At 61.7% G+C, this 25,871-nt stretch carries 24 protein-coding genes; 10 read left to right on the forward strand and 14 right to left on the reverse strand.

All coding sequences use genetic code 11. The features are described 5' to 3' along the window. The first annotated feature begins 229 nt into the window (after window positions 1–229). Entirely contained in the window at window positions 230–865 is a 636-nt protein-coding gene (locus OPU67_RS06895; RefSeq protein WP_267618629.1) for a S24 family peptidase, read from the forward strand. Between the two features lies 1 nt (window position 866). Here the strand turns inward: OPU67_RS06895 and OPU67_RS06900 are convergent, their stop codons facing one another. The 5 genes from OPU67_RS06900 to OPU67_RS06920 all read right to left on the reverse strand — a co-directional run bounded on the left by OPU67_RS06900 (window position 867) and on the right by OPU67_RS06920 (window position 8,401). Continuing rightward, window positions 867–1,775, reverse strand: a complete 909-nt coding sequence (locus OPU67_RS06900) for an HNH endonuclease (RefSeq protein WP_267618630.1) — start codon at window positions 1,773–1,775, stop codon at window positions 867–869. A gap of 73 nt (window positions 1,776–1,848) precedes the next feature. Next, window positions 1,849–4,776 carry a MobF family relaxase gene (mobF, locus tag OPU67_RS06905; RefSeq protein ID WP_267618631.1) on the reverse strand — a complete coding sequence of 976 codons (2,928 nt, stop codon included), beginning with the start codon at window positions 4,774–4,776 and terminating at the stop codon, window positions 1,849–1,851. 58 nt (window positions 4,777–4,834) lie between these two features. Next, a complete protein-coding gene (locus OPU67_RS06910; protein ID WP_267618632.1) occupies window positions 4,835–7,150 on the reverse strand; it encodes a type IV secretion system DNA-binding domain-containing protein in 2,316 nt (771 codons plus the stop codon). Beyond that, complete coding sequence (locus OPU67_RS06915; protein WP_267618634.1) at window positions 7,140–7,472, reverse strand: hypothetical protein; 333 nt, start codon at window positions 7,470–7,472, stop codon at window positions 7,140–7,142. Before OPU67_RS06915 ends, OPU67_RS06910 begins: the two co-directional genes overlap by 11 nt. A gap of 707 nt (window positions 7,473–8,179) precedes the next feature. After that, window positions 8,180–8,401 carry a hypothetical protein gene (locus OPU67_RS06920; RefSeq protein WP_267618635.1) on the reverse strand — a complete coding sequence of 74 codons (222 nt, stop codon included), beginning with the start codon at window positions 8,399–8,401 and terminating at the stop codon, window positions 8,180–8,182. A 346-nt stretch (window positions 8,402–8,747) separates the two neighbouring features. On the opposite strand from OPU67_RS06920, the gene OPU67_RS06925 reads away from it, so the two are divergent. Next, window positions 8,748–9,017 (forward strand): DUF6437 family protein, encoded by a 270-nt coding sequence (locus OPU67_RS06925; protein WP_267618636.1) that lies wholly within the window; start codon window positions 8,748–8,750, stop codon window positions 9,015–9,017. A gap of 62 nt (window positions 9,018–9,079) precedes the next feature. On the opposite strand, the gene OPU67_RS06930 is transcribed toward OPU67_RS06925, so the two are convergent. Both OPU67_RS06930 and OPU67_RS06935 read right to left on the reverse strand, forming a co-directional pair. Beyond that, window positions 9,080–9,478, reverse strand: a complete 399-nt coding sequence (locus OPU67_RS06930) for a single-stranded DNA-binding protein (RefSeq protein ID WP_267618638.1) — start codon at window positions 9,476–9,478, stop codon at window positions 9,080–9,082. Between the two features lie 282 nt (window positions 9,479–9,760). Further along, complete coding sequence (locus OPU67_RS06935) at window positions 9,761–10,033, reverse strand: hypothetical protein (RefSeq protein ID WP_267618778.1); 273 nt, start codon at window positions 10,031–10,033, stop codon at window positions 9,761–9,763. Window positions 10,034–10,182: 149 nt separating this feature from the next. Between OPU67_RS06935 and OPU67_RS06940 the strand changes: the two genes are divergently transcribed. After that, window positions 10,183–12,021, forward strand: a complete 1,839-nt coding sequence (locus tag OPU67_RS06940; RefSeq protein ID WP_267618640.1) for a recombinase family protein — start codon at window positions 10,183–10,185, stop codon at window positions 12,019–12,021. Window positions 12,022–12,069: 48 nt separating this feature from the next. Here the strand turns inward: OPU67_RS06940 and OPU67_RS06945 are convergent, their stop codons facing one another. The 5 genes from OPU67_RS06945 to OPU67_RS06965 all read right to left on the reverse strand — a co-directional run bounded on the left by OPU67_RS06945 (window position 12,070) and on the right by OPU67_RS06965 (window position 16,486). Further along, complete coding sequence (locus tag OPU67_RS06945) at window positions 12,070–13,002, reverse strand: DUF2493 domain-containing protein (protein ID WP_267618642.1); 933 nt, start codon at window positions 13,000–13,002, stop codon at window positions 12,070–12,072. Between the two features lie 271 nt (window positions 13,003–13,273). Continuing rightward, window positions 13,274–13,714, reverse strand: a complete 441-nt coding sequence (locus tag OPU67_RS06950) for a hypothetical protein (RefSeq protein ID WP_267618643.1) — start codon at window positions 13,712–13,714, stop codon at window positions 13,274–13,276. Between the two features lie 14 nt (window positions 13,715–13,728). Then, the gene (locus tag OPU67_RS06955; protein WP_267618644.1) at window positions 13,729–14,664 is read right to left on the reverse strand and encodes an ArdC family protein; all 936 of its coding nucleotides are present in this window, start codon (window positions 14,662–14,664) and stop codon (window positions 13,729–13,731) included. A gap of 248 nt (window positions 14,665–14,912) precedes the next feature. Next, a complete protein-coding gene (locus tag OPU67_RS06960; protein WP_267618645.1) occupies window positions 14,913–15,611 on the reverse strand; it encodes a nucleotidyltransferase domain-containing protein in 699 nt (232 codons plus the stop codon). A gap of 2 nt (window positions 15,612–15,613) precedes the next feature. Beyond that, window positions 15,614–16,486 carry a WYL domain-containing protein gene (locus OPU67_RS06965; protein ID WP_267618646.1) on the reverse strand — a complete coding sequence of 291 codons (873 nt, stop codon included), beginning with the start codon at window positions 16,484–16,486 and terminating at the stop codon, window positions 15,614–15,616. A 114-nt stretch (window positions 16,487–16,600) separates the two neighbouring features. Here OPU67_RS06965 and OPU67_RS06970 point away from each other — a divergent pair, with 114 nt between their 5' ends. The 4 genes from OPU67_RS06970 to OPU67_RS06985 are packed head-to-tail and all read left to right on the forward strand — an operon-like array spanning window position 16,601 to window position 21,012. Continuing rightward, window positions 16,601–16,852, forward strand: coding sequence for a hypothetical protein (locus OPU67_RS06970; RefSeq protein ID WP_267618647.1), 252 nt, complete (start codon window positions 16,601–16,603; stop codon window positions 16,850–16,852). Between the two features lie 55 nt (window positions 16,853–16,907). Continuing rightward, a complete protein-coding gene (locus OPU67_RS06975) occupies window positions 16,908–18,077 on the forward strand; it encodes a hypothetical protein (protein WP_267618648.1) in 1,170 nt (389 codons plus the stop codon). 2 nt (window positions 18,078–18,079) lie between these two features. Further along, window positions 18,080–20,350, forward strand: a complete 2,271-nt coding sequence (locus OPU67_RS06980; protein ID WP_267618649.1) for a Mov34/MPN/PAD-1 family protein — start codon at window positions 18,080–18,082, stop codon at window positions 20,348–20,350. Beyond that, complete coding sequence (locus tag OPU67_RS06985; RefSeq protein ID WP_267618651.1) at window positions 20,347–21,012, forward strand: hypothetical protein; 666 nt, start codon at window positions 20,347–20,349, stop codon at window positions 21,010–21,012. The genes OPU67_RS06980 and OPU67_RS06985 overlap by 4 nt, the downstream gene beginning before the upstream one ends. Window positions 21,013–21,369: 357 nt before the next feature. Here the strand turns inward: OPU67_RS06985 and OPU67_RS06990 are convergent, their stop codons facing one another. Then, window positions 21,370–23,337 (reverse strand): ParB/RepB/Spo0J family partition protein, encoded by a 1,968-nt coding sequence (locus OPU67_RS06990; protein WP_267618652.1) that lies wholly within the window; start codon window positions 23,335–23,337, stop codon window positions 21,370–21,372. A gap of 69 nt (window positions 23,338–23,406) precedes the next feature. Beyond that, a complete protein-coding gene (locus OPU67_RS06995) occupies window positions 23,407–24,015 on the reverse strand; it encodes a DUF7146 domain-containing protein (protein WP_324255351.1) in 609 nt (202 codons plus the stop codon). A 392-nt stretch (window positions 24,016–24,407) separates the two neighbouring features. On the opposite strand from OPU67_RS06995, the gene OPU67_RS07000 reads away from it, so the two are divergent. From OPU67_RS07000 to OPU67_RS16370, 3 genes are all read left to right on the forward strand, one after another. After that, a complete protein-coding gene (locus tag OPU67_RS07000) occupies window positions 24,408–25,055 on the forward strand; it encodes a lytic transglycosylase domain-containing protein (protein WP_420708971.1) in 648 nt (215 codons plus the stop codon). A gap of 139 nt (window positions 25,056–25,194) precedes the next feature. Then, window positions 25,195–25,680: a thermonuclease family protein gene (locus OPU67_RS07005; RefSeq protein ID WP_267618653.1), complete on the forward strand. Its 486-nt coding sequence runs from the start codon at window positions 25,195–25,197 to the stop codon at window positions 25,678–25,680. Further along, a complete protein-coding gene (locus OPU67_RS16370; RefSeq protein WP_420708972.1) occupies window positions 25,674–25,865 on the forward strand; it encodes a DUF6961 family protein in 192 nt (63 codons plus the stop codon). Before OPU67_RS07005 ends, OPU67_RS16370 begins: the two co-directional genes overlap by 7 nt. Window positions 25,866–25,871: the final 6 nt, after the last annotated feature.

Raw genomic sequence — 25,871 nt, forward strand, 5'->3', positions numbered from 1 at the left:
CCTAAGCACACTCTTAAGAGCACGCTTAAGAGCGCTCGCTGCCTACCCAGGCAAGGCGGCCCCCGCCGGATGGATACGGTTTCTTTGAGGTGGCGCTCGATGCGATCCAGCAGTTTCATGGCGGGCCTCGACTCACTTGATCCTTGTGTTCCTGATTTGTTCTTATTAGGACGTTTCCATTGAGTCTAGGAGATTTCCTTCACTCCAAGGCCGATAGAGGAAACAGGTCATGGACAACGTCAGAGAGGAACTGGATCGGCTGATCCAGCAGCGACGGCTCGGATATTCGGAGATCTCGCGGCTGTTGGGACGCAATGCTGCCTACATCCAGCAATTCATCAAGCGCGGATCGCCGCGCAAACTCGACGATGCCGACAGGCGCCTGCTCGCCCGCTTCTTCGGGGTCGATGAGCAGCTTCTGGGCGGTCCGCCGCCGGCATTGCGTGACGGCCTCGTTGAAGTTCCGATGCTGAATGTTGATGCTTCGGCTGGCTTCGGCGCGGTTGCCGAGAGCGAGAGCGCCTATACACGGTTTGGCTTTGATGAGCGTTGGCTGGCGCGGCTGACACGGGCGAAGGGAAGCAGTCTCTCGATCATAAATGTGGCGGGCGATTCTATGGAGCCGACGCTTAGCAGCGGTGACGAAGTGCTGGTCGATGCCTCCGACCAAAGTTCCCGGCTGCGGGACGGCATCTATGTGCTGCGCGCCGACGACGCCCTCGTGGTCAAACGCGTGACCCTGAAGCCGGGCGGCCGCAAGATCACGATCAGCAGCGATAACCCTGCCTATCCGAGCTGGGACGATGTCGATCGGGCTGACATCCAGATTGTCGGGCGGGTCATCTGGTTCGGCCGAGCGCTCTAGCTCAGAGGCCAGCAAAGCGGGCACGGTGCCGGGCGACGAAGTCGGGATGCGGGTGATCGCGGCGGTCGGTCGGCAATCTGATCTTCTGACCTGAAGGCGGAAAGAGCTGGAGCAGCTCGGAAGGCACCTTGTTGTGCGACACCAGAAGGCAGTGGTTCTCATCGAAGCTGATCAAATGGCGATCAAACAGCCAATGCGCGGTCGCTGACAGCGCCACGCCATTGGGAACGACATCCGGCCCGCCATCGGCGACCGACCAGATATGCGCGGCCTGGGCCTCGGCCTTGCCGCCACCATTGATGATCCGAAGACCCGTCACTGCACAGGTGCTGTCGTAGGCATCGAGAACGCGGTTGCGGAAGCTTGCCGCGCGGATCTTCTTGTTGACCAGGATCTGTTCGATCCGGCGCTCACCAGGCGCATGCTCTAGCAAGTTGGCCGTCACGTCATCGATGTGGCGTTCATCGAGCTCGAGCCGGATGCGATTGTCGGGATCGAGGGTTTCGGCGAGACCCTGGTTGACGATCGCGACAAAGTCGTCGTTGTCGATGGTTCTGAGCGACTTTCCGCGCAGCGTGCGGCCAGCGTCCCCCGGGCTTGCCATCTCACGCAGAAACCGCTCGGCAAAGCGCCCGTCCTTGTCGCGATAAGGGACTATGCCATCAAACGGCAGATAGTCCCGCACGCGGGCGTAGTAGTGGGTGGGGTCGGCTTCGTCAGGGTCGATTTGTTCGACAAAAGCGGTCGCGACATAGGCCATTCGGCCGCCGGCAACGCGGGTCTCGCGGTAGAGGATCCAGTCGCCTTCGATCTGCTTTGCGACCGCAAGATAGTTCGAGGGGAAATGATAGCGTTCGGTGATGAGGTCATCGTAGCGCGAATTGCCGCTGATCTCGAAAACGCCCTTCACCGGCAGTGCTCCTCATCGCTCGTGCGGATCCATTGTGCCGCCTAGGACTGTGCGCGTCCAGGCTGGCGGCGGTCTAAATCCCGATTTCGAAAGGCTTTACCCGCTCTTTGCCCAGCTCGGGCTTGTCGCTCGGACCTGCCTCTGCCGCGATCCCGTCCTTGCCTTTGGCAGTGCCCCGCGCCGCAGCCGTCTTGAGCCGCACTGTGACCTCGAGCGCGGATGTCTTCTCGCCGCTGTTGGCCTTGATCGCGCGGCCGAGCTTTTCGGCATTGTCGGCTACAAGGGTCAGCCCATCGCGCAGACGGGTCACGGTCACCAGGAAGGTCTGCTGGTTTGCCAGATTGCGCTCGCGGCTGTCCATCACTGCGATGCCGCGATCCGATGTTATCCCCTGCGCCATATGTGCGTTGAGCGCATAGGCGAGATCGAGACGTTTCAACATTGGATCATTCTTGGGAAGGCTGGCGAAGGCGCCAGATGAGGTCTGCAAAGTGACCCCCTTCTCGTCGATCGCCACTACGCTTGCCTGGTCCGCATTGAACAGGCCGCGCTTGTGGTCATTAGCGGTCCATCGGATCCGATCACCGGCAAAGATCCGCAATGCCTGACGCTCGAACAGCGAGAGGCGGTCATTGTTGTCGCCTGGCCGCAGGCGGGCCGGGCTGAAGCGGTGCTGCCGTCCCTTGCTGTCTGTGAGCGTCAACTGCTTGCGCTCATGGTCGATGGCCGTGACCGTGTAGTCTCCTGCCGAAAGCTTCTGCGCCCGGTCTGCTGACCGCAGGTTCAAGACCATGCCGTGCTTATAGGTCCGGAGATATCGCAGCTCTTCGCGGGTGGCATTGACCCGCGAGAGGACCTGCAGATTGGCAGAGCCTGGACCAAGCTCCCCGTTGGCGTGGCGGCCCTGTTGAACGGCAGCGTTGACCGCTGATCGCAGCGCCCGCCCTGAGGCATAGATCGCGGTGCGCGCCCGCTCTTCGCCGCTCAACGCGAGCCATTGCTCGGCTGCGACGATCGCGCCGTCGCCGGTGGTTTCGATGGTGTTTGGTGCGAGGGCTTTCAGCGCTTCATCAATGCGCCCCGCCTGCGCTGCGGCCTGCGCGCGCCGCAACTCAGGGTCGCGCCCGCGAAGATTGACCTCCATCGTAGCGCGCGCAATCCCGGCGCTCTGAACCAGATCGAACGGCTTGCCAGCATCGACGGCGCCCAATTGCTTGCGATCACCGATCAGAATCAGGCGCTGGACCTCAGCGAGATTGGCAAGGCGCACTAGCTTGGCCTTGTCGGCATTCGAGATCATCGAGGCCTCGTCGACCATCAGGACTTGGTATCCGAGCGACATGCGCGCTTCGGCGACCAGCGCGGCATTTCCGGGCTCCTGAAGCAGCTTGTCCCATTGCCCCAGGAAACGGGCGAGGGTCATCGACCCAATGCCGGTATCGCGCTCGAGCATCTGCACGAGGGTGTTCTGCACCGCGAGACCGAGAACATCCTTGCCTTCTTCGCGCAGGACCTGCGCGACCGGCTTCATGACGCTGCTCTTGCCGGCCCCCGCCACGCCCTGGATGGCGACAATGCGATCACTGGAAGCGAGCACGAGAGCAGCGGCATCCTCCTGGCTGCGGTTTAGCGCGATCCCATGGTTGAAGGCGGCCACGGCCTGGACCTTTGAGCGGGCCTCGTCGCTGTCGAGAACGGGTGATGCCGCACCGCGCCCTTCCTCGACACCGGCGAGAATGGCGGTTTCAAGGATCAAGGCCTCCTTGCTGGCGAGCCACCCGCGGTGCTCACCCTTGCCCTTCACGAGCGCGCCACTGGCAAGCAGCGCATTCACGCGGCCCTCTATGTGATCGATGCTGGTGGGGAGGCCAAAGTCGAGCGCGGCCTTGAGCAATCCTTCGCGCGGGAAGGCCGCCTCGCGCTGCGACAAGTGACGCACCGCCGACGCAACTGCCTGCGCCGCGGCGATCGTCGGCGCGTCCAGTTTGAGCACGCTTGGAGGGATCAAAGGGTCGGCGGGATCGCCTTTGATCCGCTGCGCAAAGTCTCTGAGCTTGGCCAAGCCGCGCTGCAGAAGGGTTGCGCCTCGCGGGTTCGCCAGACCTTGAAGCTCAGCGCGCGTGTGGGACGTTTCGATGAGCTCGCCAAGATTGAGACCGACCGCTTGCGCGCGCTCTTCCCAGGCTCCGACAAGTCCTATGCGATCGGCCACTGGCGTCTTGCCTTTGCGCGTATCGAGCACGGCGATGTCGCGTGCCTTGGGAGAGTTTTCGCCGCGCTCAGCGACGGCATCGAGCACCTCTTCGCGCCGGGTGGAGAAGGCCATGATTTGCTCGCGTGAGATCCCCGCGGCTTCGAAGTTGCCATGCTTGCCCACCGGTCCGGCTTGGTAGCCCATCTTTTCGATGGCGATGCGGAAGTGAGCCATCGTCATGGCATTGAGGAGCGTGTTCATGCTCCAGAGCTTGTCGTTGCGCAGCGCCCGCCATTTGCCATCGCTGCCCTGCGTCACGTTGGCGACGACCGCATGAAAGTGGAGATTGGGCTCCTGGTTGCGATTGGTGTCGTGCTGGAAGAGACCGATCGTCAGGTTATCGGTCTGGGTCCTGCCGTACCCCGCCTTGGTTTCCGTCCGGGTCTGCGCCGCGTTCTTTTCTGCCCAGCGAAGCGTGGCGATGACGGCTTCGCGATAGGCGGCGATGATGCGCTGGTCGCCGCCGACGAGCGCCAGCAATGACCAGCTCTTGGGCAAGGAGAAGGTGAGATCCGTGCCCGGTCTGTGGGCCTGCCCCGCGTTTCCGACTTGGATCCCGCCGGGGAGCTCGCCGCGCAGCACGGCATCGAACTGCGCCGCACTGACCTCGCCTTTGAGGCCCAGGCGTTCTGCCCCTTTGCCGATCCATGTCCCCGAGCGATCGGCATCGGCAGCGGTGTAGTAGTTGTCGGCCGCAAAATAGCTGGCAGCAGCTGAAGGCGAGCGGACATTGGCAACAGAAAGCATCGGTCATCAACCTCAGGGTGCCTCCCCTGCAGCTGACATTCTCCCCCTCACTTCGACCTCACATATCAGGCTCGAAATCGCCGAAGTCCTTGACGGGTGGATCACTGACAGCACCCTCGCGCAGATCATTCTGCGCCGGGTCTGCGCGCGGAGATCCACTGCCCGGATGCGCCTTGGGGAGCTGCGTCCGGTCCTCCTCTGCCGTCTCGCTATGCTCTCCTCGCGCAGAAGCGCGGCCTCGGACGGTGCCCCGTGGTGTAGCTTCCTCCCCCGTCGTGAGGGCTGGAGCGGGTAGAGACGCCGACAGGGCACCACCCTTCTTCGCCCCTGATTTTGTCTGCGCGCCATGCGCCTGCTGCGCCGCTTTCTCCTGCGCGAGACCCTCATCGCGGGGCTGTTCGCCGGGCACAGTTCGACCGTGAGGCTGATCGGTCAAATCGAGTTTGAGCTGCTTGGCATCAACCGGCTTGCCGGCACCATCGTCATTCGATGCGGGATGCGAGTTTCCGCCATCTGACGGCCCTTCTGGCCTCTGAGGTACCGGGCCGCCCCGCTCGCGGTGAATGTCGTTCGCCGGTGCCTCACGCGGGATAAAGCCTTCGGCAATCCGCTCCCGGGAGCGCGGGATCAGCGTCACCGGTGCGGCTGGAAATCCATCGGGGAACTTGAGGTAGGCTGAGAGCCGCGGAAGGTTCATGAATTGGTCGGGCATGAGCAGCGGCTCGACCTGGCGTCTTGGCGTCAGGCTCACCGCATCGCGGGCATTGTTGTAGCCGTAGCTATAGCCTTCCTCCATGTCGCGGACCTGCCGATGGCCGATGAAATCGGAGCACCAGGTGGCCGTCTCGCGGTCGGCGGTGGCGAGGATCAGCTTGGTACGCGCCAGCGAGGAAAGCGTCATAGCCATGTTCTCCCCGTAGACCTCCTTGAGCTTGGCAAAGGCATGGACGCCGGTGACGATCGCGCCCCCGAAATTGCGCGCGGTTTGCAGACCTTTTTCGAGCGCGGGGAGACGGTGCAGAGCGCCAAGTTCGTCGATCAGAAACCAAATCCGCAGGTCCTGCGTGCGCTCGAGCGTCATGAGCGTGTTCATGGCCGTATCGAGCCAGAGCGTGAGGAGCTGCGAGGAAATGCTCATGTCGACATAGCGGGCTGACAGGAACAGGATCGACCCCGGTTCGCCATCACCTTTGACCCAGTCGCGGACCGAGAAGGGGGTGCCTTTCGACGGAAGAAGCTTCAGGACCTTGGCATTGGCGTTGAACACCGCGCGGATCGATTCCGCCATGCGGGCGGCTTCCGGAGCGGTCAGCGGATCGGCGATCGTCCCGCGCATCAGGGCATGCACTTCGGATAGATCGGCGGTCATCAGCCGGTCCGCTAGAGCCTGGTTGGATGCGGTCCCGCTGCGCCTCAGATGAAGGCACATCTCGACGAACAACATGCGCGCTGCGAGCACCCAGAACTGCTCGGATCCACCCCCGTCGTGGGGGACGAGCGCTTCGGCAGCGGCATGGAATTCGGCTTCGCTCGAGCAATCATTGAACACGCTCCAGAGCGGGCAGCGGGCATCAACCGGGTTCAAAATGATGTCGCGCTTGGGCTCGTAGAAGGCCTCGATGAACGCTCCGGTGAGGTCGAAGATCACCGCGCGCTGTCCGCGGAGCCGTGCTTCGGAGACTAGCTCGGTGAGCGCCACGGTCTTGCCGGTCCCGGTGGTCCCGATCAGCATCGTGTGGCTCTGCTCCAGCCTCCATGGCCAGCTTACCCCTGCGAGATGAGCCGGAGCATAGTGCCCGGCCTCAGCAAGCGCCGTGGGGCTGGCAAGCCGCCACTTCCACCCGAACTTCTGACCCAGTTCTTCAGCCCTCCGGGCGCGGTTGTAGCGGGTGACTTCCTCTTCGAGTGCATCGAGGGAAACGAGCATCGCGCCGCGCTCGTGCTTGCGCTCCTTGGACTTGCCTCCGAACCGCTCGGCAAACCACCAGAAGACCGCAAAGGCTGGGACCAGAAGAACCCCCGAGACCAGCAAACCGTGCCGCAAGGCCGAGTCGAAGGCAGTCATGGCCGCACGCATCGGCGGAAACTCGCGCACCACGGAAAAGGGGATGCCGACGAGCTCGCCGCTCAGCATTTCAAGGTTCACAAGCTTGCCGGGATCGAACTCCATGAAGGCATAAAGGCTAGCATAGAGATGCATCCAGACGAGGTAGAGTTGATGGTCGCTGAGGCTCGCTCTGACCTCATACCAGCAGGTGCCGACAACGACGAGCGCAGTGACGAACAAGGGGCCTTTCAGGCCAGCGGCAAACATGAAGCCGAAATGGCCGAGCAACTGGCTGCCGCGGGTGAAGTTCACGAGATTATGCTTCATGGGAATTGCTCCCCATGGCGGTGCTGACAGCAAGGCCAAGTTTCTCGAGCCGGCGCCGGTAGGCCTCGTGGGTCCGCTCGCGCAAGCTGCTGTCAGGATGGCTGGCCAGCAATGCGTCGAGTGCGACCGCGATGAAGACACTTTGGCGGGCGGGATCAAAGCCGTTGGCGCGCGAATTCACCTCGTCGTCCAGCCGCCAGCCTGCGATGACGAGGTCGCGAATGAAGATGCTAACGCTCTCGCCATTGTCCGCTGCACGGTGACGCGCCCAGGTCGCCACAGAGACGGGGAGGAAGGTTTGAAGCCGATCAAGTCGGGGCATAATGCAGGTTCCTCTTATCGCCGACGGAACCTGGCTCACCTCGCGGAAGGTGTAATGAGAATAAATCGTGAACAACTCGCGGTCAATGAAAACAATGTATCTGTTTTTCAGATTTTTAGGTCGATGTGAGTGGTAGGCTGCTCGCCGCAAACCCGCATAACTCGCTGGCGGGTCATTTGTGCACAAACCCACATTCTGTCATGATTACAGAAGGATATCTCCCGGTTTCGCGGGGTAGGGTGTGCTCCCTGTTCCCCAATTGCGCGAGGGTGAACCGGTACCTTGGACGGTTCATGATCGGACGATCATCACCCGCTTACAAACCGGAGCGTGAGCAAGTGGGCCGAGCGGTTTCGGAGCCGGCGTAGCGGCAAGGCTCGGGCGCCTCAAACTAGAGATCGCACCGGCGGAAGAGGCAGCGGCAAAGGGTGCGTGGGCAACAAGACTAGCGGCAGCGGTCGCGATCGCCGTTGCCCGCCGCCCGACCCGCTGCCGGTCCGCACGTGCGCGCGGGGCCCAGGAACAAACACGCCGCACCCTCAGGAGCGCATCGCATGATGCGCGGGACAGAGTGCGGCCTCAGCCCCGCTCCGTTTTTCGCGGGGCGCCGTCACAAGGTGGAGGTGGCCCGTTACGCTTGGTTCCCAAGAGCTGGCGAGCGAGAAAAAAGGGCAGGAACCGTTTCCGGTTCCCACCCTCTTTGTGCCTTAGAACTCGTCGAGCATGGCCCCATGAACCGTGTGCACCACGCGTGCAGCCAGGTGCGCCGGCAGGGCGTTGTAGTCGCCTTCGTCCAGTGCAATGTAGCCGAGCTCATCATCCTCAATGACGTGCTGATCGAAGAAGCTGTGCAGGGCGCGCCGTTCGGCGGCTTCCAGGGCCTCGAAATAGCTGCGCGACGGCAGGGAGCATGTGTTGAATTGAGCCATGATAATCCTCCTGAAATCTGTCGTGAGACGACAGGAGGTGGCGGCGATGGTCTGGCCTTTGCCGGGTCACAGGATCGCCCAGAGGCGACCGCGCAGCGGCGGCGGGGGAAACGATTTTGTTCGCAGCCGGGCGTAGCCCGGTAGCGGACAAAATGGTGGGGCCCCGCACGTCCTTGAGGCGGTGAAGGCAAGGCCATCATGCTGGAATATCCGTGAGCCAGGACCCTCTACCTCTGAAGTAGGCGAATTCCTTTTGGCATGGTGCAATCAAACTTTCCTACACCCAGTGGGGCCGTGCATCTTGCCGCTAGGAAGGCGACACGGGGGGGAATGAAAGGACCAAGACATGCCCCGAAGCACAAGCGCCGTATCGGCCCTGCAAAAGCTCGAAGCGGAGCGCAAAGCGCTCGATGCAAGGCAGCGAGACCTCGAAAGCAAGGCTGCCCAGGAAGTTGGTGAAGTGATCCTTGGAACCGGGCTTGAAGCCTTCTCAGCAAAGGGCCTGAGACAGGTTGCTGAGGCGCTTGGTAAGCTGGGAGAGGCGGCCAGCATCGAGAAGCTCGGCGCGCGCCCACAAGCCCGCAGCGCTGGGGTGCCCAAATCCCCACAAGACTGACAGGCAACGGGGCCCTGCCTGGCCGGCAGAGCCCCGTGCTTGGATCGCGAACAATTGGCCGATCAGTCGATCGGAGGCGCGTCGCGGTTGTCGTCTTCATCGCTGCGGTTGCTGGCGCGCGAGAGAAAGTCGATCTTGTCGGCCAGCACCTCGCATCCGTAGCGCTTCACGCCGTCCTGATCTTCCCACTGCGTGTAGTGGAGGCGGCCCTGAACCGAGACCAGCTGGCCTTTCGAGCAGTACTGGCCGACCGTCTTGGCGAGGCCATTGAAGCAGGTCACCCGGTGGAACTCGCTGTCCTTGGCGGTGAATCCGTTCTCGTCCTTGTAGGTGTTGCCGTCCTTGTCGCGGGCGGGGCGGTCGGTAACAACCGTGATGCCCGTGACGCTGGTGCCACCCTTGGTTTCGCGGGCTTCCGGATCGCGTGCGATGCGGCCGGTGAGGATAACGAGATTGGTCATGGAAAGTCTCCTTCGATCTCAAACCGAAAACCACTTCCGGCTTGCGAACGTCGAAGAGAGACAGGGCATGGGAGGACTGCACCGCAGGGCCTCAGGCGGGCCTGAGGGACAAGGGAAACTTGTTCATGACGGGTGGTGCGGGCAGCCCGCGGCGAAGACGCGGGCAACACGGCCGGAAAGGAACGGGTTGCAGGTCCTCAGCTGACCTGGGTCAGACAGGTTCGCAGGGAAAGCCGGATTGGGATTTGGGATGATCTGAAGGCAAGCGAATGATCCAACCGCTCACTTTTGCTCCTCGCTCGCTTCGCCCGCGGCAAGCATGTCCATGAAGGTGCGTGCGGCCTCCTGGTCGTTTGGATCCTTGAACGCGACGTCGAGGTCAGGCGCAGAGCCGAGCATGTGCAGCAGCGCCCAGAGGGCAAAGCGTTTCCCCCGATCTTGCTCAAGCCCGAGATCAACGAGGCAGTGCTCGATGCCCGAGGCTAGCACGTCGGGACTGGCGCGAGACAGATCTGTGCCATGGAAATAGCGCGTCAGCAGGTCGTCGAGGTGCATCATCGAATACTGTTTTCTTTCTGGCGTTTTCAGTGAGGTCGAGGGTGATCTTAACGCAGAACGTCCCTGCGCGATCGGCCAGGGCCATACGTTCAAGACGTGCCTTCGAAAGTAGCGCAGGTTCCGCCTCTCACAAGAGGAGAGGACCGATGCCGAGTGACGAGAACCTGCCGATCAAGCGCTGCGCGATCTACACCCGCAAGAGCACCACCCACCGGCTCGAGCATGATGTAAATTCGCTGGTGACCCAGCGGGAAATCAGCAGCGCCTACATCACAAGCCAGCAGTACAAAGGCTGGGTCGAACTGCCCCAGCACTACGACGATGGGGGGCATTCCGGGAGTGGTCTCGAGCGCCCGGCGCTTGCCCGTTTGATGCAGGATATCGAAGCCGGAAAGATCGACACCGTGGTGGTCTACAAGATTGACCGCCTGACCAGGAGCCTGCTCGATTTCGTGCGGCTGATCGAGATGTTCGACCGGCAATCGATCACGCTGGTGTCGATTTCCCAGGCGTTCGATACCTCGGACAGCATGGGGCGGATGATCCTCAACGTATTGCTGACCTTTTCCCAGTTCGAGCGCGAACTGATCGCCGAGCGCGTGCGTGACAGCATCCGAACACGCAAGCGGCATGGCCGCATTCACGGCGGACTTCCGCCGTTCGGCTATGTCGCAGGTCGCGACGGCATCCACGTCGATCAGGCAGAAGCTGATATCGTCCGCTTCATCTTTGCCGAGTTCCTTCGTACCCGACGCTATACGTCGGTCATGACGGCCGTCCGCGAGGCGGGCTACTGCAGTTCCGTCAAATTGTCGCGCCGGGGTGTTCCGCGCGGCGGCACCCCGATGTCGCCTGGCACTGTGTACGGCATTCTTCGCAACCCGATCTACGTCGGGCAAATCCGCGGTCACGATACCACTTACCAGGGCGTCCACGAGCCGCTGATCAGCGAAGCAACCTGGGCGGCAGCGCAGGCCTTGAGCGAGGAGCGTAAGAAGCGCTCGCCTCATGCCAAGGAGACACACCATTTCCTCGCCGGCTTGCTGTGGGATGACCTGGGCCGGCACATGCTGCTCGACCTGAACTGGCAGCGCGGGCGAACATACTGCGCCTATGTGTCGAGCAACGCGGCCTGGTCGCAGGTCGAGTATCGCCGTGCCTATCGGTGCAATGCCGATCACCTCGACAAGACAGTTCTGGCCGCGGTTTGCGACTTCCTCGCTGACAGGGGGAAGCTCAGGGGCGCGCTCAAAACGCTTGGTCTCTTCGGTGATGATCTCGACCGGCTTGCCAATCGCGGCAAAGCAATCAGCCAGATGCTCGAGGTTACGAGAGCCGAATGGCTGCCTGACCTGTTTGCCGCCCTTGTGCACCAGGTCGAGATCGCTGAAGAGACGGTGTCGATCACCTTCCGGTCGCTCGAGCTGCGGCGCTTGATGGCATGGGACGGCAAAACGGCGTTCAGGGGCAGGCCTGCAGATTGGCCGTGCAGCGATGCCCGCTATGTCCTGGACATCGACGTGCGGGTCATCACCGCCGAGCGCTGGCCCTCCCTCCATATCATACCGCGCACCGAGGCGAACGACACGCGCCCGAACCCGAAGCTTGTCGAACTGATCAAGGCTGCGCGGAGAGCCCAGATCCTCGTCGACGAGCATCGCGATCTGTCGATCGAAGAGCTTGCCAAGAAGCAAGGTTGCAGGCCTACGCACTTTGCGCGCCTGATCCGGTTGAACTACCTCGCGCCAGATATTGCCACAGCGATTCTCGATGGCACCCAGCCAGCAGAGCTGGACCGCAAGACCCTCCTCGATTCCAATGTCCCCACTAGCTGGGCTGTGCAGCGAAAGCTATTCGGCTTTCCTGCGCCGGAAAGAGCCATCAGTCCGAGGAATCTCTTTGGAAGAGGCATGTGGCCAGCAGCAGGTCAGATGGATGGCAAAGGTGCTGAAGCTCAGGCCGGGGACGGTGTATCACGCCCATAATAGAACGGGCGTGATGCCGATGCACCGGAACCTGTGGCGGGACGGCGATCATCCGCCGCCGCCAGTCGCGATTGCGCGCCGATCAACGACGGTAATCCGCTGGGCCTTAGCCTCGATCACGAGGCGTTCGAGCACCCCGTTGCCCGGGAAGGCCACAAGGTAGCGCGGTTTCAAGCTGAGCATCTGCTCGTTGCGCTTGAAGCCAGCACGCGCCCCGAGCCGCCGGTCGAGGGCGAAGACGAGCTGTTGGACGTTGCGGCGTTCGGCCCAGCTCGCGGCGAGCCGATCGACGCCTTTGCTGTCGCCGCCATGCACGAGGACCATGTCAGGGATCCGGTCATAGACCTTGTCGAGCGTAGCCCAGACATTTGCTGCGAATGCCTTGGCTTCATCACTCGAGGCAAAGGATGAACGGCCGCCGGCGAAGACCACCGGCGTTCCTTCCGGGCTATGTGCGGCGCGCCGCCGTTCGCTGCGCGCCTTGAGGAAATCGCGGGCATCAACGACGGCCGAGGTCAAATGGGCAGCGTGGTTCGCACGCGAGCCCGATATCGGGCGCCAGCACGAGCCGATTTCGTCATGGTACAGTAAGGCCGCCACTTCACGCATTTGCTCGAAGGCGATCATGCTGGCCTCTGCGGCCTGTGCGCGCTCGACCTGTTCTTCGAGATTGCTAGAATGCACTTCCGACCCGTCAGCGGCTGCCAGCAAGGCACGGATTTCGTCAGCGGCACGATCGAGCTGTGCTGATTTACGGCTGGCCGCGCGGTGGAAGAGATTGACGAAGCCCCAGGCGATATCTTCGGCGTCCACCTCGAGCGCCGTGTCGGCAAACATCGCGAAGAGCTCGGACCAGACCGCGCCCAATGTTTGGTCGATGGCTTCTTCGCCCGGGAAATCCGTCGTGTTGAACGGGGCGGATTGGATAGTGAAACCTGTGAGGTCGAGGCCTGCGAGTTGCTCCAAAAAGCTGTCGTACATGGTGTGGTCTCCTGATCGTTCGGCAGGAGCTGGACGGCCTGATGGCCTCGATCCTGTCCGCCGGAGCCCGATCAGGACCGGGATCAGGGTGACGGCACACCGCGCAGCGGGAAACCTGCGACCCTAGGCTGGCGCGGGCCACACGGGCCGACGGGTCGCAGGTTGTGCTGGCACCCGGCCGGTCCAGGGCCTCTCCCGGCGTTCAGGTGTGAGGCGGAAGGGCTCGTTCGGTCCGAACTTCTCGCGAGACCACGCCAACGACTTTGCGGCCTCAAGGCCTCGTGCTCTGGGAAGCAAACCCTAAGCGCTCGAAGATTGCTTCCCCGTTCGAAAATCGGCCGACAAGACGTAGGTCGCCGAACAGACCGACGAACCTGTCTGAGACCTGCGTGATCCAGCGTTTAGCGAAGTCGGAGCGTCGCTGCTCTGGGCAACGCTCCCAGTATGCGCTGTCATCGCGTTCGACGAGCCAGATTGCTGCCAGGCCGCAATAGGTCGAGATGCCGCAATCGGCGAAGGCGTTGCGGAGCAGGATCCTGTCTTCGCGCCCACGCCAGCCTTCCTGTCGCTGCAACGATGGAAAAGCGCTTCGTGCTGAGCTGATCACGTCCTCGACAAGACAGTCGTAGGCCCAGCCACGGTCGTCCTCGTCTTCATCGAACAAACGGAAAGCGACGATGGAGCCACGGGGGTAGCTGACGGAGCGTGCCATGGGTGCTTCCCCCTTCAAGCTGCTTCTGAGAGGGCAGGTTGGTCTTCGGTCGTTTCGGCCGTGACCACGCCGCCAAGACGCAGCAGCAGGCTCGCAGCCTCCTCAGCTTTTGCGGCCGCCGTTAGGATTGCCCGCTCATCAGACTTCAGGAGATCCAGCCAGGCCGCGATATAGCTCGCGTGATGGTCAAGATGGGCAACCGGAAGGCCAAGCTCAGCCCCCAGAATGGCTGCCGAGAGTTCGGCAACCAGTTCCTCCGCTGCATAGGCCTCGCTCCCGAAACGGTTCTTGAGGTTGCGATCAAGGCGCGACGAATGCCCGGTCCAGTGCGAAAGTTCGTGCGCGAGCGTGGCATAGTACTGTTCGTACGCGTCGAACAGCTCGTTCGGCGGCATGGTGATCCTGTCTGCGACGGGTTCGTAGTATGCCTCGCAGCCCTGGTGACGAAGGCTGGCGCCGATATTCGCAAAGAAGCCATCGAGCCGCTCCTCCCGGCCAGCCGGCTCGATCAGACCGATCGCAGGTTCGGGATAGTACATCGCGGGCAGACCATCGCACTGGTCTGCATTGAAGACCGCGAAGGCCTTGAGGACACGGCGTGTCTCGGTGTCGGTGCCACCTGCGGCATCATCGACCTCTTCCTCATACGTCTTATAGAAGATCGCGATGGTCGACTTCTCACCTTTGCGGACCTGCCCACCGAGCTTCTGGCACTGGCGGTAGGTCATCCAGTAAGGAGATGAGTATCCGGCGGCATCGGCCATCAACCACAGCCAAAAGGTATTCATGCCCCGGTATGGCGTCCCGCAAGCGCGGAGCGGTCGTGACACGGGCTGTCCGCGCCATGGCTTGATCCATGGCTTGGTGCCTTGCTCGAGCTTCTCGATGATCGCATCGGTTATTCTCTGTGCTGGGGATCGCGAACAGGCGGCGCGCTTGAACTTGGCCATAAGAGGTCTCCTGAGCACCAGGACGAGATTGTCCCGGAGCAAACAGGAAGGGCTCCCTCCCCTCTAACCGGTAAGCGATGCTTTCAGCTCACGTGAGCGTGGCGCAGGAACTCGTCGACCCGCGAAGCGGAGTGACCATTGGCGAGACTGGTGAGCGTCGCATACTTAACTGAAGCTGTGACTGCTAAGTTCGGCTATGGATCAGCTTTTGAGTGAATTGAGGATTACCCAATCTGACACATTTAACGCTAGTAAACCCCGTCACTTGCAGGGGTTCGTGTGCATAGTTCGATCGTTTGAAGAGCCACCCTGTTGCCGGTCTCAATGAAAAGCGAGCGGTAGTCATCGATTGTTGCTTCGCTTGGCAATGGCGGACTCTCAGCCTCCTCCATCATGTATTGGCGAAATCGCTGCCGCATAGCGGCATCCAAGCGACGCTGGTGGCGATCTGCGAGAAGCTCGGCGGCAGAGGCTGAAGCGGAAACTGCCAGTTCGTGCGGTGCGAAAACGGGGGTGCCACGTTCAGCTTTCCTTGCGATGAGAATTGTGCGGACACACCAGACCATGCGCCGCACGACAATATTGGAGCTAAGCGCACTGGCGTGGCGATCAAGGAACCAACCGAGGTCGCGTGCATGCGCGATTTCACGCGCATAACTTGTTCGCAGTCTGAATTGAGACCGTAGTTGATCGAGCTGGCTTAGCGGATCGAATACTGGCTTGGCCTCGCGCGCTATATGACAGACGAAGAGATCCCCGTCACGGGCATCGGCCATCAGCTTTTCCCACGGATAAAAGAACATCGAGAGATGCCCTATCGACTTATGCTGCGGGGTGCCCGGAGGGCTGATGAGCAACAAGTCGGTGTCCGACCCACGGCTGTTGTCTTCGCGGGCACGACTGCCGAAAAGCAGGATAGCGGATATCCCTTTACCTTCGAGGGCCATGCTCAACGCGATGCTCGCTCAATCGCGTCGATTGACAGCTTGCGTGCCATCGTCCGGGCACTGACGACCTCGTCGCGATTGAGGAGCACAAGCTGTTGTTTGCCAGGCGGTAGTGTATCGGGCGCAACATCCAAATTGTGCTCGGTCATCAGGTAGAAGGTCTGGCTCAGCCGCTTGGTAACGATGAGTCGACCTTCAGCCATGCCATATTCGACCTCAAGCGCTGCTTGCTGACTATGGGACAGCGCCGGGTTGGGCGCCAGAACCATGTCGATTTCATGCATCCATTCGAAATCGAGCGTGGGATCGATCGCTGCCTCCTTGATTTCGCCGACCTGCTCGATCCGGAAGAGATTATAGTCGCGAAAATCCGAATGTTCTGTTGACCAGGCTCGGACATACCAGCGGCCGACAGCATGAAAGAGCGCGTGGGGTGCGATGACCCGGCGCGGTTCGGATGAGCCCGTGATTGATTTGTACTTGATCTCCAACTGGCCCCGCTTGTTGATTGCATCGAGGATGTGGAGCAAAATTCTGGCGTCCGTCCGTTTTCGCAGGAGCGAGACATTCTCGATCGGCGGAGTACTGTCGAACCAGGTATCTTCCTGCCGCATCCATTGATTTTCTATAGCGACGAGTTGAAGCAAATAACGTTCGGCCGAAGCGTGCATCAGCTTCGGCTCGTAGGTCGGCGCACGTAAATAGGCCTTAAGGGTCTGGTCGTAGACTAGGTTCCCGGGCGCGAGAGCCGTGTATTGAGCGATGTCGGATGATGCCTGCTGGGCAGATATTCCGAAGGTCTCCGCAAGATCACGGCGATTAAACCGCCCGTCCCAAAACAACCGAAAATCGATAAACTCGAGGCGTCGTTGCACGCCCCAGCGTACTGTTTCGCCCGTCTCTGGTACCACAAAACCCTCCAACAACTCGATTCGAAAAAAATATCCCATCGCCTTTCTTGACGGGTTGGGATATGATTCCCATACTCAATGGACGCGATGATCTTAGGGATCAACGACGAAGGAAGGCAGAAGGCGCAAGGGTCTGAAGATATGGCGAAAAATACTGGCGATGGGTTCCGGCGAGGCTCGGTGTCGGGCCGCACACAGTTCCAGCGGCCCGATGGGCACTGGCAGAAGCGCAATGAACACACCGGCCGCCTGATGGGCGTCAAGAATGACGGCAAGCCGTTCAAGGGCGTCGCACGCGAGCCCGACGGCCGAGACACCCCCAACGCTTAGGATCCGGCCGCGCCCTCGCGCGAGTTCGGCCGGCATCCTTCACAAAGGACTTTAGATGACCGCCTCGATCACCTTCTTCCCCGTCGATAATGGCGACATGACCTTGCTGACCTTCGATAACGATCAGACACTGCTGATCGATATGCATGTCCGCAAGGCTGCCGACAACGCCGACGACGATACGCCTGACGTCATGGCCGATTTGCGCAGCCGGTTGAAGCGCGACGCAAAGGGCCGGATGTTCGTCGATGGCTTCCTGCTCAGCCATCCCGACAAGGACCATATCGGCGGACTTGAAACACATTTCCACCTCGGCCCGCCCGACGAGTGGAAGAAGGACGACGACAAAATCCTCATCCGCGAGATGTGGTCTTCGCCAGTCGTGTTCCGCCGAGCCAGCAAGACGCATACGCTCTGTGATGATGCCAAGGCATGGGCGAAGGAAGCGCGGCGCCGCGTTGCGCTGTATCGCGAGAAGGGCACCGCAACGATCGAAGGCGATCGCATCCAGATCATGGGTGAGGATGAGGACGGCAAGACTGATGACATTCTTGCCATCGTGGTCAAGGCTGACGAACTGGTCACCAAGCTCAACCGCGTCGCGGCCGACACGTTCGAAGCCGGCCTCTTCGCACCCTTACCGCAGGGCGACGACGAGGAACTCGACGAGTTGCTCGCAAAAAATCGCTCGTCCGTGATCTTGCGCTTTTCCATCCGCGGCGGCGGCATCCCCGATAAGTGCCGCTTCCTCACTGGCGGCGATGCCGAAGTGGCGATCTGGGAGCGGCTGTGGAATAAGCACGGCGGCGATCGAGCCGACTGGCTGAGCTACGACATTCTCCAGGCGCCCCATCATTGCTCGTGGCATAGCCTGAGCTACGACAGCTACTCGGACTGTGGCGAAGACGCTGAAGTGTGCGAAGGGGCACGCAGCGCCCTTGCGCAGATTCGCAAGGGGGCGATCATCGTAGCTAGCTCGAAAACGATCGATCCCGAGGATGCGGATCCACCCAGCGACCGGGCGAAGCGCGAATATATCTCGATCGTTGACGATGCGGCTGATCGCTTCCTCTGCGTGGCCGACGTCTGGAACGACGAGCAGCGGGCGCTGCAATATGATATCACCTCCAGCGGCGTTACCAAAACGGTCAAGACTGCTGCGAAGGCGGCGGTCGCCGCCCTCGGGATCGGCGCCACTGCCTCCCAGGCGCGTGCTCACGGGTGAGCATGGCCGAAACGATCTCGGGTGACCCGGCCGAGCATCTGCTTCGGGTCGCCCTCGCCCATCCCGAGTGCGTGGGCGGCGCCCTGCTGAATCCTACGGCCGGCCAGCGTCGCATCCGGCTCGACATGAATGTCGAGATGCCGTTGCACATGAAGGCGGACGGCATGAGCGCCAGCGGTGTGCGGACATGCGAGCCCGTCGAGGTCGAGATCCCGGACCGATACCCTTGGCGATCGCCGCGCTTCTCTTTGCGGGAGGATTTCCCACGCAACTTTCCGCATCTGATGCCCTTCTCCGAACGGCCGCGGCCGTGCCTGGTCGACGGCGATCAGGACGAGTATTTCCTTCAGTTCGGCCTAGTCGAATATGGCGTGTTCCATCTCGTGGGGCAGCTGGCGGCGTGGCTGCGCAAGGCGGCGATCGGCAACCTGATTGACCCGCAGCAAGGTTGGGAGCCGATGCTGCGCCGCGACCTGCGGCACGTCGTCGAGTGCGACGCGGACCAAGCGCGCGCTGTCGTCAACAAGCAAGGCGGCTGGGTCGCTTGGCGGGCTCACTTTATCCGGTGCGGCGCCGAGAACGGGACGCTCAGCGTGGGCGCGGAAGCGTGGGTGTCCAGCAAAGGCGAGCGAACCCCACTGATGCGCAAGCAGGGAGACCAGAGCTTCACCTATCGACGGATCAGCGACGACGCCGCAAGCGGCAATACGGTCATAGGGATCATCTGGCCGGACAAACGCCCTGATGGCAGACCGTTCATCAGCGAGTCGTATATGCCTGAAACGATCCGAACTTTGGGTGATCTACAGGCGAGGGCTACAGAGCTGGGCTGTGGGCGAGGCTTGGCGACGTTCCTCTCCAACCTCGAGCGTTGCTTCGCGGGCATGGTTTGTCCCGTTCCGGTGCCGGTCGCCGTGGTGCTGTGCGTGCGCCGCCCGGTGCGCCTCATCGGTGCCCTGTCCGACATCGAGTTGCTGCCCTACGTGTTCGAGATCCGCGCGAACGAGAAAAGAACCTCCCTATTCGTTGAAGGGGAGTGCGAGCCGGTGGGACCCGCGATGCACTTTCAATCGCTGACCCAATCTCTTCTCAGGACACTCTCTGGGACCTTGGAGCGACCCAGTATCGCCTTGCTCGGCTGCGGCAGTGTCGGTTCCAAGCTTGCGTCACACGCGGCGCGGGCGGGCCAGACCGTCGCCGCCCTGTCCGACCAGGCGTCGCTTCGGCCACACAATATGGCGCGACATGCGCTCGGTCCCGATCACGTCGCCACCAATAAAGCCGAAGCGCTCGCGCACGAGCTTGCCGGATTCGGCCTGTCTCCTGCAGTCTATCGAGGGGATCTCGTGACAGGTCTCGGCAGCGAACGGGATCGAATCATTCCCAAAGGGACAGGTGCGGCGGTCAATTCCACAGCTTCGCTGGCCGTCCGGGAGGCGCTGGTCGCATCGGCCGATGCGCGGCTCAAGACGAGATTGGTCGAGGCCGCACTTTTCGGCCGCGGACGAGGTGCGTTCCTGCTGATGGACGGGAAGGCACATAATCCGACGCACAGCGACCTCATCGCCGAGCTCTATGCGACGCTCGACGATCACCGGGCTGTCCAGTTACTGTTCGACCCTGCCGAAGGCCTGTCGGCCATCCAGATAGGACAAGGGTGCGGGTCCTTGACGATGCCCATGGAAGATGCGCGCCTCTCGGCGATGACAGCCGGCTTGTCGCTTGAGCTGGACGCGGCCTTGTCGGAAAGCAGTGCTGACGGTCTAATTGTCATCGGCGTCGGTGATCAGCGCGGTGCGTCGACGCATTGGTCGCGGTGGGCCGTACCATCATTCGAGGCTGTGCAGATTGCGGGAAGCGACGGTTGGGAATTGCGCATCTCGCAGCGCGTGGCCGATCGGATCAGGGCTGAGGCTGTGGCCTTTGGGAGTGTCGAGACCGGCGGGGTTATGATCGGCTTGACCAGCGCCCGACTCAAAACCGTTACCGTCGTTGACCTGCTTGATGCACCGGTCGACAGCAAGCGTAGCGGCAGCTTGTTCGTGCTTGGGACCAGCGGCCTACAAGCGGCAATTGAAGCGCGCCATCTCGCGAGCGGCCAGACTTTGTTCGATGTTGGCACCTGGCACAGCCATTTGGCAGATGCCGGACCATCGCCAACCGACTGGCAGACGGCCGCCGACCTCGCCGTCGAGCGGGCGCCACCATCGGTCCTGCTGATCGCGACGCCAAAGCGCTTCTTCGCGCTGATGTCCCAAGAGAAAGCAGGATGATGGCTGACGGAAAAACGCTGAAGGAGCAGAATGCCGGGCTGATCCGCGCGGCGATGATCGGGCATATGGTAGCGTTCGCTTGGGTTGCCGGCGAGCCGCTCCGGCTCCTGAAAATGGATGGACCGTCGTTGGCGAGCCGCCTTGAGGCGCTGGCAGCGCCGGGGACGGCCGCCTTGGGACTGATCGTGATTGCTTCACTGATCCTGCTGGGCATAATCAATCCGAACTGGCGGGATCGCCTCATCTACTGGCGCTGGCGCAATCCTCTTCCGGGCTGTCGGGCGTTCACTCAGATCGGTCCGGCGAGCAGCCACGTCGATATGCAGCGATTGGCTGAAGAATTTGGGCCACTGCCGACTGATGGCGCGGAGCAGAACCGGCTCTTCTATCGAATCTACCGCAACTTTCGGGACGAAGTGGGGGTGCTCGACGCGCACGGCAGGTATCTCGCGGCCCGTGACATCGGCACGATCAGCGCTTCAGTGATGCTGTTCCTGCCGTGGCTCGCTTGGTGGGCATCAGGCGAGACCGGGCGTGCGATTGTTTATGGCTTAGCGCTCATTGCGATCTATGCCTTCTGTGCTCTGGCAGCGCAGAACTACGGTTTTCGGATGGTGCAACACGTCCTGGCGTTGGCCTCGGCTGGCAGCCGCTCAGTGTAGCGATTTGCCCCTCCGGCATCTCAAGGCTACCTAGGACATGACCCAGCCGCCGCACTATGTGCCTGGAGCCATAGTGGACCTATGTGCACAGGCTGCCGATCCGCTAGACGTCGACGATGGTGCCTACTGGTTCATCACGGACCGAGGGCGAGCCGCGCTCAGCCCACAGGCCTGAGCTGCCACTATGTTTAGCTGCTGAACGGAACAGTGCAAAGGCTCAGCATCATCTTCAGTCAAGGCAACCCAAGGCTTCAGAGCATGGACAGCGGGGCAATCGCCCTAGCAACAAATCGAGAAATGGCGGCCTGTCCAAGAAGAACAGGCCGCCAGCCGAAAGAGCACTACCTGTCAAGAGGGTCAGGCTGCTTCTTCGGTCACCTCATCGACCGCCGAATTCAAAATGTCGGCATCGGCCATCGTCGCCGCTTCGGAAGGAGCAGCGAATTTCATCAGGTCCGGGACCCAAGCGAGGGCACGCTCCTTGCTCCCCGCCTCGCCGATGAAGTTCCCCGAGAAGATCCGTTCGGCCGCGCTTGCGAGTTCGGACTTCTTCGAACCGGCATAGCGGGTCACCAGGTCCGGCCCGCCGACAGCGTCGAGCGCCTCCAGGATGCGCGCCTTCGGCACACGGTCGAAATAGTTCGCTGCGGTCGGCCGCCACCAATGCGCAGTTTCGATTTCGAGCAGAGAAGCAAGGGTCTCGTGGAGCGGAACAGAGCGCTCGCGCCCGAAGGCGAGGCTTGCGATAATTGTCCGCGACACGACATGGCCGAGCCATGCTGACCGCGCTTCCTCCGACAGCGCGCGAAACTGTATGAAGCGATCGACCTCGGTTTCGCCAGAGCGCCATGTTTCATCGAGTGACCCGACGAACTCAGCTATTGCTGCAGTCGCAGGTGCATCCTTGGCCTCGAAGCCAGAGACGGGGCCCGCCGCGACGGATCCGACAAGCGTTGAGGCTCTTTTCGCGCGCCAGTCATGCTGGTCGGCATCGGCGAGCGTGAAGACCATGAAGTCCAAAGCAAGAGCAGGGTTTTTGGCGAGGTGGACGGCAAGGATGTCCCGCCGCTGCATGGCAAGCTCGTCAAGCAACCGCTGCGAAAGCGCACTGCTCTTGGGCTTCGCTTGTCCCTCTTCAGCGACCGCTTCGATTGCGCCTTCGCCCTCATTCGAGAGCACAACATCGGTGTAAAACTGCGGGACGAGTTGCGGTTCTCCGCTGCGGGAGAGAACGAGAAAGGCGCCGGCGTCGGGCTTCAATTCCTCGGCCAGCACGGGAGTGCGTTCGTTGAGGGCACGTATAGCCTCATCGATCACCACGAGTTCCTTCTCGGCCTTCCCGATTTCTTCTTCGTCGCTTTCCTCATCTTCCAGGATGGCGGCCACGCGATCGTAGTCGGCTTCGAGCGCGGTCAGTTCCTGTGTTTCTTGTTCGGTCAGGGGGGCGGGCTCGGAGGGTAATCTGCGCAAGCTTCCGACGAGGTCGTGTCCGACGTAGTTGGAAAGTGTCGGCCGGACCCATCCAATCCCTAGTTCATTCGCCGTTCGGGCTGCGGCTTCTTCCATCGCCGCATGAGCCAGGTTCTCGAGCAGGCCGACGTCGATCCAGCTTTCGCTGGCATCATCATCGAAGAGCTCACGCTCGATGCGGCCCCCGGTGGCCAGGTAGGTGTCACGGCCGACAAGGATGGCGCGCGGGTCGGAACCGCGAACAGAGGCGTCGAGCACCATGCGCCGGATTGTATCCGGCGTAATATGATACCACGCGTTCTGCAGCTCGGCGAACACCTGTGCCTGACGATCGGTGTCGGAGATCGCGCCATAGGCTTTTGCCATGTCGAGCGTGATCTCGCCGGCTGCGAGCGCCTCGAAGATGTCAGGGGCGAGCGCAGCAAGCCGGAGCCGACCTTCGACAAAGCGGACGGTTAGGCCAAAGCGTCGTGCAACCTCTTCTGCGCTGGCACCCGCTTCGATGATCGCTGCGAAGGCCTGCGCTTCGTCTGCGGGGTTCATGGCGAGCCGCTGGAAGTTCTCTGCGAGGCTGGTTTCGCGCACTTCGCTCTCTTCGCCTTCGATCACCAGGCATGTGACCTCTTGATCGGGAGTGATTGCCCCATCAGCAGCGAGCGCTTGCAGCGCTGCTAGGCGGCGCCCGCCGGCCTCGACTTCGAATTTGCCACGCGCTGCCTTCCGAACGACGAGGTTTTGCAGCAAGCCGCGTGCAGCGATGTCAGCCTTGAGCTGTGCATCGGCTGCGGGATCGCTTGATTTGCGAACGTTGTTCGGACTGGCGGCGAGCTTCTTGAGCGGGATTGATTGGATCATGGGTAGTCTCCTGATGCGGTTTAAAGCTCACGGGCCTGTGAGCCGCACATCAAGAAGCCCTCTCTCCTCTCATTGCGTCGCTTTGCGGCGCAGCCACTCCTGCAACTCATCATTCCAGTCGCTGCCGGCAGCCGACGGTCTTCGGATACGAACGATCCGCCCTTCAGCGGCGTATGCGGCCACGCCACGTTCCCTGGCGAGGTTTCCGCCATCGTCGTGGTCAACGAAGAGGTGCAATTCGGTCACGCTCTCAGGAATGGCGACAAGGCCGAAGCGCTCGTTCCCGAGGGTCGCCCAGGTCGGGACGCCGGTCAGCGCATAAGCCGCCATCGCGCTCTCGATGCCCTCCGCGAGCCCCAACTGGCCGTTGATAGGAGCGAACAGGCGAACTGCGGCCGCGCCCAAGGTTCCGAGCGCCCGCTTGGGTTTGGCGAAGGCGGCTTTGCCGCTCAGATCCTGTGCCAGAAACGTGCGGTGGATCGCGATTGGGCCTTCGTCGAGACTGACTGCGGCAATGAGGGCCGGAATAAACCGCGTCTGGCCCTTCGGTCCGAGCGGAGTGCGCGAATGAAAACGCAGTGCCGGAGAAGCAGCCAGGATACCGCGACCTTCAAGGTAGGTCTTGGCTGGGCTCCCAGGCAGGGGCGTGGCCTCCCGCCAAATGTTGAGCGCTGCCATTGATGATCTGCGTACACTGCTCGAGGGAGGCGCAACTGGCTCTGAACCCCCTGCGAAGAGGGCTGGTGCATCGACGCCTTCCCTTGCGAGAGCCGCGAGCACGCTCTGCTGGTCACAGCCGGCGAAGCAGTGAAACAGGATTGCCTTTCGGCCGAGGGTCACCCCAAGCGAGGGGGTTCGATCATCATGGGCCGGACAACATGCCATGCCCTTCGTACCGCACCATTTGCCGCCGCGGCTTTCACAGATGCGGCGAGCGGTGTCGGCAAGAGAGTGGCCATGATCGGTTTGCAAGGGGATGGACAAGATAGGCTCCTCAGCACGCCAAGTTGCCCCCTCGATTGCGATCCTCTCCTCTACCTGCAGTCCAGCGCACGCTTTCCTACAGCCACATGTTCATCATATGTTCTCATACGAGTCGTGGCAAGAGGACACATCCGGTGATCAAAGGCGTACCTCACATCAAGGCGATCATCGTCTGCCTTGGAGCGACAGCCCCATTTTCGGCGCAGTCCTTGGCAAATGAGTTCGTTCTCTACCAACATGCCACGCCCAGGATTGAGCCCGAGCTGACCGCTCCGCCACCGGGCCTGCCCCCGATTGGGCTGTCACCGGCACGAGTTCTCGTTCGGAGCGATGTATCCTATCGCGAGAACCTTTACGCCCGCGCGATCTCCGACGCTGAGCGGCGGTATCAGCTCCCTGATAATTTGCTACGCGCCTTGATCTGGGCGGAGTCGCGGTTTGACCCGATGGCTGTCAGCCGAGCGGGGGCAGCAGGGCTCGCGCAACTGATGCCAGGGACTGCGCGCGAACTCGGTGTCATGAACCGTCATGACCCTATGGCTTCGATCGATGGCGGAGCGCGATACTTGCGGCAAATGCTGGACCGGTTTGAGGCCGTCCATCTTGCGCTTGCTGCGTATAATGCTGGGCCCGGCGCGGTATCCAAAGCGCGCGGGATACCGAGGAATGGCGAGACACCCGAGTATGTTCGCGCGGTTCTCGACAGATGGCGCTCGATTGCCGCATGGCGTTGACGCGCATGGGAATTTTTTCCTACTCGCTTTCCCTGCCACTCTTTTGCGATAAACCTCAGACTGGCGGGAGAAGTCACGCGGCCCACTTCCTGAAGCGAAGCGCCGATCACATCGGGGGCAAATCAATCTGCGAAAGGGAATGCTCTTGGGTTTGGGCTTGTTTTCGATCCTCGCTACGGCAGGTGCCTTGGCGATTAATTGGTTTGGACCGGTTACCGAGCCCGCTGCGCTGAGCCTCCAGGCGTCTGAGGCGCGCCCAACGCTCATCAAAGCGGGGGCTTCTGCTCAATTCAGCATATGCGGCTCGGTCAGGCGGACCTGCGTGGTGGATGGCGACACCTTTTGGCTCGATGGGGTCAAGATCCGCATCGCCGACATCGACACACCTGAGATCGGCCAGCCCCAGTGCGACCGCGAGTATCAGCTCGGGATGAAGGCAACCTATCGCCTAGTCGAATTGCTCAATGTCGGACCCTTCGAGCTCCGGACGATTGGCGGCCGCGATGAAGACCGGTTTGGTCGAAAGCTTCGAGTGGTGATCCGTGGCGGCCGATCGCTGGGCGACCAGCTCGTCAGTGAAGGCCTTGCCCGAACTTGGTCGGGACGGCGCGAGCCGTGGTGCTAACCCGCGACCAGGAACTTTGGGCGGCTGCACTTTGGGTTGAGCGCAACCACGGCGACAACGGATTAGACCATATCGCACGCGAAGTTGAGCGCCTCGCTGCCGAAGGTGACGAGGCAGGCGTTGCGACTTGGGAAGCCATCGCTGAGCGCTACAGGCAATTGCGTGATAAGACGCGCGCGAATTGAGGCGCT

Origin of the sequence: Erythrobacter sp. WG, from assembly GCF_026586795.1 — a bacterium.
Lineage (GTDB): Bacteria > Pseudomonadota > Alphaproteobacteria > Sphingomonadales > Sphingomonadaceae > Erythrobacter.